Raw genomic sequence first — 12,060 nt, forward strand, 5'->3', positions numbered from 1 at the left:
TACCTATGTAAACCAGAAGTGCCCTAAAGCGTTTTATTTCAGTAATTTACTATGTAACCTTTTTCGTAGTGACAGATCCATCTACAACCGAAGAGAAACATCATGGTCGTCCCTGGTGGCGGTGGTTATTGTGGGCGCTTGTCGTCCTGCTGATACTGCCTGTTATGGCAGTATTGCTTTTACAGCTCGATCCTGTGCAGGATTTCATCCGCCGGCAGGGAGAACAATACCTCAAAAAGAAACTTCATACTCAGGTAAAGATTGGCTACCTCCGCATGCGCGGCTGGCAGTATCTGGAACTCAGAGATGTGTACGTTGCTGATCCCTCGTCTAAAGCCCTGCTTTACTCCGGCTCCCTGAAAGTCAGGTACAATCTGTTGGCATTTCTCAACAATGAGTTACAGGTTAATGGACTGGAATGGGATTCTGTCCTGGTGAATGTCTATCGTAATCAGGGGGATAGCACCTTTAATTACCAGTTCGTAATGGATGCCTTCGTTTCAAAGGATACAATTCCTGATACACTTTCGGCAGAGACAGGCACTACCTTACAGTTCAAAATAAAAGATGTTAATCTCCGTAAGATAAGACTTCGTTTTGCAGATGCAGAAGGCGGGATGACGGCTGTAATGTACCTGGAATACCTGCATGTAGACCCGGATGATCTCTTGATGGATGAAGGATTATATGCTTTCCGGGGCATCGAATTAGTTGGCCTGAAAGGTCTTTATTCACAGGAATATCGTCCCAAAGCTATTACCAATGCAGCTCCTCCGCCTGCTCCGGCAGATACTGCCAGCACACCTTTTCATCTGTTGCTCAAAAAACTCCAGATTAAGAACAGCTCCTTCCTTTACAAGGATGAGGCGAGTGGTATATCAACGGTGTGGCGTATTGGTAAACTGGAATTGCTGAATTCAAGCATCGACATGGACTCTACCCTGGTACAGCTGGGTAGTCTGAAGATCGGTAATACTGCTGGTGCCTTTACATTAGCCGCAGCGAAAGATACTTCAACACCTATTCCGGCAGATAGCACTGCTCCAAACACATGGAAAGTGCTGGCAACCAAGGCGGAACTGGAACAGATAGACGTCAAATTTGACAACAATGCGGCCCCACCAACCAGGGGTGCAGGCAATGATCCCGACTTTAATCATCTCTTCCTCTATAATTTCAACACCTCAGTTTCCAATATAGCTTATAATCCTGATACGATCAGTGCTTCTCTGAAAAAGCTGGAAGTAAGGGAAAAATCGGGCTTTGCTGTCAAAGAGGGACATTTCAATGTGATTTTCACACAGCAGTCCCTGGCGTTGGAGAACATGTTACTCCAAACCAACAAAACCCTGCTCCGTAAGCAAATCGCTGTTGACGTTCCATCATGGGCTACAATGTCAGAAAATATGGATCTGCTACAGCTCCGGGCGAATATAGACTCTTCACATATTTCGCTGGGTGAATGGCTGCCGTTTGTGCCCGACTCCCGTAAAAATCCCTCGATGAAACCATTGTGGGATAAAGAGATAGACGTAACCGCAGTCTTAAAAGGCAACCTAGGTAAGCTGATCATAGAAACCCTGCGGGTTGCCGACAATAAGGGTAATCGCATCCGCACAAGCGGAGAAATAGCACACGCTACTGACCCTGATCATTTCGCAGCCAATCTTCCTTCCATATATATTGAATCAGGTAACAAGCCGCTCCGTTCCTGGTTACCGCCAGGCACAATGCCCGATACCCCACGGCTTCCAGAGCACATGATCATTACTGGTAGTGTACTGGGAGGCATACAGGATATTAAAACCCGGCTTCAGCTGACCAGCAGTTCTGCCAACGCCCAAATTGCTGCTCATCTGGTCAATATCATGGATAGTATACGTGCCCGTTATGATGTGAATCTGTCTTCTTTCAAAGCCAATCCGGGCGTATTATTATATGATACGACTATGGGCTGGATCAGTGGAAGAATGCTGGCAACGGGGCAGGGGTATACTTTTCCGGGGATGGTAGCCAGGGCTGCGATAAATCTGGATGCCGCTACCTACAACGGTTACACCTATCGGGGGATAGATATTAACGGTAATATTGACAAACAGCAGTTGCATGCTGAAGGACAGAGTACGGATACCAGCATCACCCTCAATTTTAATGTGGATGCAACTATGAATGATACCAGTGTAAGCACCTTACAGGCCAACCTGCAAATGGACAAAGCGGACCTGTATGCGACGAACTGGTACAATTCACCCATGATACTGAAGGGAAACCTGGCTGCCGACTTTAGTAGTCTCGATCCACAAAGATTAACGGGCAATGCCTTCCTGCATAACTGGCAGATCGCTACTAACGGACAGGTATTCCCAATAGATACAATAGCGCTTACTGCTAAATATGAAGATCAGCAATACATTTCGCTGACAGGGCCTTTCGGCTTTGTAAACGCCAATGGGCATATAGACTATACGAAGGTAGGTAGCGCCTTTGGCGCGTTGATCAATAAACCGCTACAGCCATACGATAGCGCGAAGCTAGTGAAATTGCCCGCCGGGCAACTGTTACAATGGAATGCCGCCCTATCTTGGCCCCGCAGCCTGAAAAATATGGCACCTGGTCTTCGTATGGAACAGCCACTTATTGTCACCGGTCGCCTGAACTCAGATAGTAGCTTGCTTGCATTAAATGCCTCCTTACTGAAACTTACCTACGACTCTATCCGGGTAGATAGTATGACGCTCACCGCTCAAATACAGGATACTGCGCTGACCACTGTTGTTGACATGGCCAGACTTTACCACCCTATCGCGCCGTTAAATCATACTCAACTGAAAGCCAGTGCCGAGAGTGGGAAAGTAGACTGGGACCTGTTGGTAGATGATATCAAAAGGGATCCCAAATATAAGATGGGCGGCTACGTGTATTTCCTGCCAGCCAATGTGATGGACCTGTCTCTAAAAACGGACCTGCTCCTGAACAAACAGCAATGGAGAGTAGACGAAGGCAATCATATCCATCTGAACAATGGTAACCCTGATTCAGCACAACTGACACTATCATATCAGAACCAGTCCATACAGATACAAACGCTGGCTGATAGCGTACATGGTAATCTGCCTCCGCTGAAAGCCACCATTAAAGACTTCAAATTATCAACTGTAACAAGCTTGCTTTCCAGCGATACCCTGCTAGCCAATGGTATTCTAAATGCAGATGCTACAGTCACTAATCTGGATAAATCTCCACTGATAACCAGTAAATTAAAAATAGATTCACTGGTATTCAGAGGCACTTCGGTTGGTACACTGGAGGCGAATGTCGAAACTCCGCAGGCAGGTCAGTATAAACTGGCTGCTAACCTGACAGGCAATCAAAATGATGTGAAAGTAGACGGAACATACGACTCTACTATTAACGCCAATGTGAATATCAACAATCTCAACATGGCGTCCATAGAAGCATTTACGTTTGGTAATGTATCGCGTATGCATGGAAGTGCAGATGGGAAGTTCACAATCACAGGTACTAGAGACAAGCCTAAAGTATTGGGAAACATTCATTTTAACAATGCTGGTGGTACTATTACGTATATAGGAACACCGCTGACACTACCAGATGAAAACATCCAGCTGGATGAAAGAGGTATTCAGTTCCAACAGTTTGTTGTAGCTGACAGCCTTGGTAACGAAATGGTTGTAAATGGACGTGTCAATACCCGGGACTTTACCAACTACAACTTTAACATGACTGTAAACTCAGATAACTTCATGGTGCTGGGTGAACAACAAAACCCTGACCAGCTATATTATGGTCCGGCGTTTATTGATACACGTATCTCCGTAAGAGGAAATATGGACCTTCCGAGGGTGGATGCCAATGTTAAGCTCAAAGATAAATCCAAGGTAACGATTACCCTGCCCACAGAAGAACCAGGCGTTGCCAACAGAGAAGGGGTAATGGTATTCGTAGATAAATCGAATCCTGTAGACTCCGCACTGATAAGAGCTGCTGATAGTCTCCGTTTTCAGAATCCGCGCCTGAAAGGCATTAACCTTTCAGGTAACGCTGAAATCACACCGGAGTCCATTATTAAGATCATCATCGATCCTTTGAATGGTGACTATGTACAGGCACAGGGTACTGCCAGTATTAATGCCACACTGGACGCAAGCAGCAAAATGAGCCTGACCGGCCGCTATGAGATCTCAGAGGGTAAGTATGAGATGTCGCTCAACCAGTTGATCAAACGTTCTTTCAGTATTGAAAAGGGAAGTACCATTACTTTCAGTGGCGATGCTATGGATGCTGATCTGAACATTACTGCACGCTATACGGTCAATGCTACTGCCGCAGACCTGGTACAGGACCAGCTCACCAATCCGAATATGTCTGAATCTGATAGAAACAGGTATCGTCAGAAACTGCCTTTCTATGTATACCTCCGCATCAAAGGACAGATGATGAAACCCGAAATATCCTTCGAACTGGATATGCCGGAAGCAGAACAGAATGCTTTTAACGGAAGCGTATATAATCGTCTAAAACAGATCAACCAGATACCATCAGAACTGAATAAGCAGGTAATGGGATTACTGGTGCTTAACCAGTTTATACCAGAAGACCCACTCGCCGGTGATGGTGGTGGAAGCGGAGATTTTGGTGTGAGTAATATGGCCCGTCAGAGCGTGAGCAAGATCCTTTCACAACAATTGAATAACCTCGCTGGTAATCTCATCAAAGGGGTAGATCTGAACTTTGACTTAGAAACAAGAGAAGACTATTCCACCGGTAGTGCGCAGCAAACCACCAATTTGAAAGTAGGAGCATCCAAGCAACTGTTCAACGAAAGACTGTCTGTGTCTGTTGGCTCAAACGTGATGCTGGAAGGAGAGAACCAGGCCAATCCCTCTACACTGGTAGGTGATATATCAGTGGAATATAAACTGACAAAAGACGGCCGCTATCGTGTCAGGGTGTATCAGCGTAATGACAATAGCACAGTGATCCAGGGCCAGGTTGTAGAAACGGGGGTTGCATTTGCATTGATCATGGACTATGATGAATTCCGGGAAATATTCCACAGGGCCAAAGCCCAGCAGAAAACAGAACGACTCCGCAATAAGAAAACCGTGAGCAAAAAATAAGATGATCAAAGGAAACAGGTATATATCATCCACTGTTAGCGCAGCACTGATTGCCATGTGCATCTGTGCCTGTAGCACTACCAGGACGGTTCCAGACAACGACCGGTTATACACTGGTGCCAATGTCAAGTGGGAGGGAAAGAAACCCCGTGACTACAGCACGCTTTCAGCTGAAATGAACAGCCAGACGAGGCCGAAACCTAACCGTAAGTTTGCCGGTATGCCTTTCAAACTATGGTTCTATAACCTGGGAAATGAACCCAAAGGCAAAGGGCTCAACTACCTGCTCAGAAAGAAATGGGGAGAACCACCGGTATTACTTAGCAGTGCTAAACCTGACTATACAGCAAACGTGCTGGAACAATACCTGGTAGACAATGGCTTCTTCCAGGCAGCTATTGCCTCTGAGATCAAGAACAGCGGAAAGAAAAAAGCGTCCATCACATATACTGTTACCCCTAATCACCGCTACCGGATTAAGAGTGTCACGTATCTGACCGATTCCAGTGCCTTGGGCAAAGCTGTTGCGGCAGCAAAGGAAGGAAGTTCGTTAAAACTTAATCGTCCTTACAGACTGGATAGCGTGGTGGCAGAGCGGAACCGTGTACATATTATCTTAAAGGATCAGGGATATTATTATTTTACTCCTGATCACCTGCTGGTAGAAGTAGACAGCACAAACAATGGCATGGTAGACCTGTATCTGAAGATAAAGGACGAAACGCCAGAAGCTGCCCGCAGGGCATATCGCATGAAAAACATTACGTTGTACCCTAACTATTCCCTGGATAATGACTCCATGAGCCGTAGGGGTACACCAGTGCAATACAATCATATCAGGATTGTTGACTCTACTAAAAAGTTCAGACCCAGTGTCTTTGATAAATCTGTCTTCCTCAAGCCAGACAGTTTATATAGATTGACCAATCACAATCTTACACTCCGGCGTTTGACGGACCTTGGCACTTTCAAGTTTGTAAAAGGTCAGTTCAGAACAGTTAGAGGAGACAGCTCCCGGCTGAACGCAAGTTTCTTCCTTACACCCTATCCACGCAGGAGTTTGTCTGCTGAGTTAAGAGGTACATCCAAGTCAAACAACTTTGTCGGTTCTGAAATAAGGATCACTTCCAGGAACCGCAACTGGCTACATGCAGCCAACTTACTGGAAATTATATTATCCGGAGGTATGGAATGGCAGGTAGGTGGCCGGAAAGCAGCTGATAACAGCCCCTTGCTCGGCGGCAACTCCTATAATCTGAAGGCAGAAGCAGCTGTTACCATTCCTCGTTTCTGGCAGCCTCTTTTTAATTTCAATGTGCGTACACCATATGTCCCACGCACCCGCATCAGTGTAAGTTATGAGTTGTTCAGCCGTAGCCAGCTCTATAACCTGAATGCCTATTCCTTCCAGTTCCAGTATATCTGGCGGCAAACGCAGTACCTGGAACATAAGTGGTCGCCAATTGCTATTACATATGTATTGCCAACCAGCACCACACCAGGATATGATAGTATCCTGGTGAATGACCCGAGTCAGCGGGCGGCTATTGAAAAACAATTTATACTGGGCGGTAACTATACCGTTACATATAATAATCAGTCGGATAACAGGGAACACAGCTTCTACATGAATGGTGACCTGGATTATTCCGGTAACCTGGCAGGCCTGGTGGTGCCTAAGAAAGATGATGCCAGAAAGATCGTTGGATCTCCATTTGCACAGTATATACGTCTTACCGGTGATATCAGGCACTACTGGAAACTCAACCGCAAACTGACCTGGGTAAACCGTGTTTTCGCCGGCTTTGGTATGCCTTACGGTAATTCAACCACCCTACCTTTTGTAAAGCAATACTTTATTGGAGGTAGTAGCAGCCTTCGGGGTTTTCGCGCCAGAACACTTGGTCCGGGCTCATACAGAGATACGACCAGCCAGTACCTGGCCAATGAAGCCGGGGATATTAAATTTGAATTTAACTCTGAACTGCGGGCAAAGCTGACCGGCATATTCAATGCGGCCGTCTTTGTAGACGCGGGTAATATCTGGCTGAAAAAAGATATCCCGACCAAACCGGGTAGTAAATTCAAAGCCAGCAGTTTTGGCAACCAGATGGCGGTAGATGGAGGTGTTGGTCTTCGTGTAGATGCGTCTATCATCGTAGTCAGGCTCGATCTGGCCTTCCCTCTTCGTAAGCCATGGCTCCCATCCGACGAAAGATGGGTAATAAAAGATATTAAGTTGGGCGATCCAGACTGGCGTAAAGAAAATCTTATTCTGAACATTGCGATTGGATATCCTTTCTGATTTCTTTACCTTGGGCGGGAATATCCCGCCCATTTTTTAAAAACGACCTATGATAATAATGAAATATACACGCCATGCATTACTGCTGCTCGGAACAATGTTCTGCTTCACTGCCTGCAGCAAAAAAGTTACAGAGACAGGAAAAGCATCTTACTATGCGGATAAGTTTGAAGGCCGTAAAACTGCCAGCGGAGAAATATTCAGACAGGGGCAACTCACCGCAGCTCACCGGACCTTGCCATTTGGTACAAAAGTGACTGTCGTGAATGTGTCTAACGGACGTTCTGTAAAAGTGCGTATCAATGACCGCGGACCATTTGCTGAAGGCAGGGTCATTGATGTATCAAAGAAAGCTGCCCGGAAGCTGGGTATGGTGACAACGGGTGTCGCGCCGGTGGAAGTGAAGTATAAGAAGAAGAAGAAGGGATAGAAGATATTTATCAATAACAGAAAAGGCGATATCATACACTGATATCGCCTTTATTTATTGGAAACCTTAATATCAAGCGTGTACACCTTCACCAATCTCTTCCACCATTTTTCTGCAGAAAGCAGGCAGGTCATTCGGATTGCGGCTGGTCACTAAACCATTGTCTACCACTACTTCCTGGTCTACCCAATTGGCACCCGCATTGGTAAGATCTGTTTTCAGCGAAGGGTAGGAAGTAACCGTTCTGCCTTTCAGTTCTCCGGTCTCTATCAGCGTCCATGGACCGTGACAGATAGCAGCAATTGGTTTACTATCATCAAAAAAGCCAGATACGAAATTTACCGCGTCCTGATTTTCCCTCAGGTGATCAGGATTCATTACACCACCGGGCAGAACAAGCGCATCATAATCTTTTGCATTAGCACTCTCAACAGTCTTATCGACAGGATAGGTATTCCCCCAGTCTTTTTCCGCCCACGCCTTTACCTCTCCATCATGTAACGATACCACTTCTACCAATGCACCAGCCTCTTTCAATGCTTCGACCGGCTGTGTAAATTCGACTTCTTCAAAACCATCGGCCACAAGAACGGCCACTTTTTTATTACTGAGTTTGTTTTCCATGATTATATCGTTTTATGGGTGTTAGGTAATAATCAGTTCGGACTACTATTTATTCACACAAAAACGATTCCTAAAGGTAAAATGAAGGCCATAGCGCATACGACGCATATATGTGTATGACGTTCAGTGGGTTGCTGTGCAATTATTTACTCAGAATAATGTTCACAATACTCATTTAACTCACATTTATGTGGCAATTGGGGTGTTTTTTTTGGAATTATTAGGCAGCTAATGTTACTTGCAGCGCAATCAGTTTTACACTTATCCTTGTGAATACAGAAGACACGACTTGCTACCAGGCATCTGAGAATGCAAATTAAATCAGGATTGCTGCAATGGTGTTGTGGGCTAATAATGTAAGAGAAAGCTGAAGAATTGTTATTATCCAATCTCTATTAATTCCCTTTTTTGTACTGCATGTGTTCCTTCGTAAACATTTACGGAGTTGTTTGCGTGCTGCCTGCGAATACTGACCATAACATTATTTTCCATCGTCTTCCATATCCTAGTCTTAAATAGCCAATCTGCTGCCGGTGAGTCCTTCGCCGGCAGTTCTTCTTGTGTTAATTATCCGCCGCAACAGAATTGAGTCCACCGTTCTGTTGCAGTAACGTATACATGTAACTGGCCCGGAATTGCTGTCCATTTATTTCATACAGGGGATCATTGTTGCCTGCCGAATCATGTAGCGCATCGGCCGAAAAGTATAAAGGATGAACGGCATCTCTGGCAAATATATTCGAGGCTGCCGGATCCAGTGCATAAGCATTATCATCATAAGGAATAGACAGTGCTTCTCTTGATAATTTGAAGTTAACAGACAGATGGTTCATATAATCTGAAATGAACAATTGCCTGTCGAAGGTTGACGTTGTTGAATGCTCTAACTGTCTGATAGCTGCATCTATCAGTTCATCCGTATATTTTACCAGGGAAGGATTGTAAATATTCACACGGTCAGTATACAAGCTCCATACACTTTCTATGCCTCTCAAAGATGCTGCCGCTTCCCGGAGACTCTGATACGCTTGGGGAGAATCAAACCCACTGATACCCAGCGATATGATCCGAACGAGCTCCAGCCTCATCGCATCAAATAATTGGCCGTCAGTAGGAGCGGGGTGGTTATTTCCCTGACATAATGTTTTCACCGCATCAGCCAGTTTGCGGGCCGCTATATATGCCTGCTGTGCATCTGTAGCGTGCAGTTCAGGGTAAATAAGAGATTCCAGTTGTTGAAACGCATGACCATTCCTGTACATGGTCATATCACCTCCCTGCCCATTCATCAACTGGACAGTAGATGGATGTAAATATGCTGCAAGTACCTCTATTTCTTTATAGGCAATTCTGGATGCGGAAAAGGCTTCGTGTATGGTCGCTGAAGACTGGTTCGTGGCAAGTGCTGTACATAGTTTATCCACATTGGCCTCCAACTTCTTTATTCCTGGTGTATACCAGGAAAATATCTGTTGCGAAGGAGCTGCAGGCTTTTGTCTGCATTCATACATACTGAAAATGCATATGGCTGACAATAATGTGGTCACAACAAAAATTAGTACACGCATAGCCCTATTATTTCTCAAGTTGTTTAAAGCACTCTATTTTTATACATACAAAACTGAGGTCAGCATAATAGCATGTCATTACCGGTGGGTTGGCTAACAAGCGGAGCAGTTATCCCTGATAATTCTTATTATGTGAACAGTCGTAGGTAGTATCCGCTCAAGATAAAGACCAGTTGTTAAATCAGCGTTACGGCTATTTTAATTTAACTTTAAAATAGCGCAGCATAAATCTGTCCAAATGCCAAGGCCGAATCGCATATTGCCCATACAACCGATACAAGATGTACTGGAGACCTTAAATCCATTTAAGGCCAGGAAGCAACGGTTGATGAATTACAATCCGGTAACGGGGCCGTTGACCCGTAAACCAACTGAATGTGAAAAGATCACCATCTTTAATTATAGTCACACTTATTTCGAGGAAGTAACAGTGAAAGGAGGAGATGTAGCTGCCATATTCAGGCACATTGATAGCAAAAATACGGTGTGGATCAATGTGGATGGTATTAATAAGGAAACGGTGCACAGGATATGTATAGAACTGGGTGTGCATATACTACTGGAAGATGATATCATGAGTATCGGACAGCGGGCAAAAATGGACGAGATAGGCGATCATCTTTTCTGTCTTCTCCCTATGATGTATTTCAATGCAGAGACTTGTACTATTGAACAGGAGCAGGTCAGCATCGTGCTGGGAAAGAACTTCGTAATCTCGTTTCAGGAAGATGCGGAACGTGATGTTTTCAATCATGTAAGAGATAAACTGCGCATTAATAATTCCCGTATCCGTTCAGTAGGAGCAGATTATCTTTGCTATTCACTGATAGATGTTATTGTAGACAGCTACTATCTCATCATTGAAAAACTGGGCGAGCGTATAGAGTTAATGGAAGATGCTGTACAGCATCAGGCGAATACACGGGCACAGGCAAGAATTAATTTGCTGCGAAAGGAGTTGCTGTTATTTAAACGCGCCATCGCTCCAGTAAGAGAACTGGTGAATGGGTTTCTTAAGAGTGAAAGTGACTTACTGGAAGAGCGGACAACTAAATACTTCAAAGACGTATACGACCATATTGTACAGGCCAATGACCTGACAGAAAACTATCGTGATGTATTACTCAACGTACAGGATCTTTATCATACCCAAATCAATCTCAAGATGAACGAGATCATGAAGGTGCTGGCGGTCGTAACAACAATCATGGCCCCGCTCACTTTCATCGTAGGCATTTACGGTATGAACTTCGACAATATGCCGGAGCTACACACCAAGAACGGATATTACTACACTATGGGACTTATGCTGTTCCTGCTGGTCGGTATGATCATTTTTTTCAGAAAAAAGAAGTGGTTCTAATCACTTCTTTTTATAAATAGGTACTGTGGAGCAAGGTTCTCCGTACATCAGGCTTTTTACGACCGGTTTCAGTAACCTGGTAATCTCTACATAAGCAGCTTCACCGGCTCCCTTATCTCCGCATCCCTTGATGACAATGCGCTTATCGCTGTATTCAGTTACATCTATCGCAGCAAGGTTTTTCATGAACTGTACCTGGTGAACATGTCTCTTGTCACCGAAAGCTGCGAAATGAGCGAGAGGCTCGAGGTATGTCATCACCAGCATATATGCCCAGAAGGGTATGACAGCATCGACAGAACAGAAGATCGCGACATTTTTATTGCGGTATTGTTCCCAATCCAGTTCCTGTAATTTAGTACGAAAGTCTTTCTCTTTGAGGATCATCTCCATAAAGAGGTATGGCTTGAGATCAAACTCGACTATTTCTTCCTTTGGATAGTAATCTTCAAGGTCCAGCGTAATGATTCCACTCTGTGCTACCTTGTTTACAATCTCTTCCATGATAAATCGCTTTATACAAATTTACTAAAAAATGGATCGCTGCCCGGAAATTATATTGACAGCTTTCGATGTATAACTGATTATAACAAAAAGCCCCAGGCTGTTGGCCTGGGGCTTTTTGTTAT

General features: G+C 44.7%; 7 protein-coding genes. 4 read left to right on the plus strand and 3 right to left on the minus strand.

Annotated elements, in window-relative coordinates; all coding sequences use genetic code 11:
• Positions 1 to 68: 68 nt before the first annotated feature.
• From GWR21_RS19315 to GWR21_RS19325, 3 genes are read left to right on the plus strand one after another with little or no spacing between them, the layout of a single operon-like run.
• A complete protein-coding gene (locus GWR21_RS19315; protein WP_162333331.1) occupies positions 69 to 5,141 on the plus strand; it encodes a translocation/assembly module TamB domain-containing protein in 5,073 nt (1,690 codons plus the stop codon).
• Between the two features lies 1 nt (position 5,142).
• Positions 5,143 to 7,446 (plus strand): translocation and assembly module lipoprotein TamL, encoded by a 2,304-nt coding sequence (gene tamL / locus GWR21_RS19320; protein ID WP_162333332.1) that lies wholly within the window; start codon positions 5,143 to 5,145, stop codon positions 7,444 to 7,446.
• Between the two features lie 58 nt (positions 7,447 to 7,504).
• Positions 7,505 to 7,876 carry a septal ring lytic transglycosylase RlpA family protein gene (locus tag GWR21_RS19325; RefSeq protein WP_238429886.1) on the plus strand — a complete coding sequence of 124 codons (372 nt, stop codon included), beginning with the start codon at positions 7,505 to 7,507 and terminating at the stop codon, positions 7,874 to 7,876.
• A gap of 72 nt (positions 7,877 to 7,948) precedes the next feature.
• Here GWR21_RS19325 and GWR21_RS19330 read toward each other — a convergent pair whose 3' ends face one another.
• Both GWR21_RS19330 and GWR21_RS19335 read right to left on the minus strand, forming a co-directional pair.
• Positions 7,949 to 8,500: a type 1 glutamine amidotransferase domain-containing protein gene (locus GWR21_RS19330; RefSeq protein ID WP_162333334.1), complete on the minus strand. Its 552-nt coding sequence runs from the start codon at positions 8,498 to 8,500 to the stop codon at positions 7,949 to 7,951.
• A 563-nt stretch (positions 8,501 to 9,063) separates the two neighbouring features.
• Positions 9,064 to 10,068: a hypothetical protein gene (locus tag GWR21_RS19335; protein WP_162333335.1), complete on the minus strand. Its 1,005-nt coding sequence runs from the start codon at positions 10,066 to 10,068 to the stop codon at positions 9,064 to 9,066.
• 238 nt (positions 10,069 to 10,306) lie between these two features.
• Here GWR21_RS19335 and corA point away from each other — a divergent pair, with 238 nt between their 5' ends.
• Positions 10,307 to 11,431 (plus strand): magnesium/cobalt transporter CorA, encoded by a 1,125-nt coding sequence (gene corA, locus GWR21_RS19340; protein ID WP_162333336.1) that lies wholly within the window; start codon positions 10,307 to 10,309, stop codon positions 11,429 to 11,431.
• Here corA and GWR21_RS19345 read toward each other — a convergent pair whose 3' ends face one another.
• Positions 11,432 to 11,935, minus strand: coding sequence for a DUF2480 family protein (locus tag GWR21_RS19345; RefSeq protein ID WP_162333337.1), 504 nt, complete (start codon positions 11,933 to 11,935; stop codon positions 11,432 to 11,434). It lies immediately after the preceding gene.
• Positions 11,936 to 12,060: the final 125 nt, after the last annotated feature.

The organism is Chitinophaga agri, from assembly GCF_010093065.1.
Taxonomy (GTDB): domain Bacteria; phylum Bacteroidota; class Bacteroidia; order Chitinophagales; family Chitinophagaceae; genus Chitinophaga; species Chitinophaga agri.

What these genes read in the sequence shown, in the direction of transcription:
- corA (WP_162333336.1), top strand. Translation starts at nt 10,307, where the DNA reads ATGCCAAGGCCGAATCGCATATTGCCCATACAACCGATACAAGATGTA.
- GWR21_RS19335 (WP_162333335.1), bottom strand. Translation starts at nt 10,068, where the DNA reads ATGCGTGTACTAATTTTTGTTGTGACCACATTATTGTCAGCCATATGC.
- GWR21_RS19330 (WP_162333334.1), bottom strand. Translation starts at nt 8,500, where the DNA reads ATGGAAAACAAACTCAGTAATAAAAAAGTGGCCGTTCTTGTGGCCGAT.
- GWR21_RS19325 (WP_238429886.1), top strand. Translation starts at nt 7,505, where the DNA reads ATGAAATATACACGCCATGCATTACTGCTGCTCGGAACAATGTTCTGC.
- GWR21_RS19345 (WP_162333337.1), bottom strand. Translation starts at nt 11,935, where the DNA reads ATGGAAGAGATTGTAAACAAGGTAGCACAGAGTGGAATCATTACGCTG.
- tamL (WP_162333332.1), top strand. Translation starts at nt 5,143, where the DNA reads ATGATCAAAGGAAACAGGTATATATCATCCACTGTTAGCGCAGCACTG.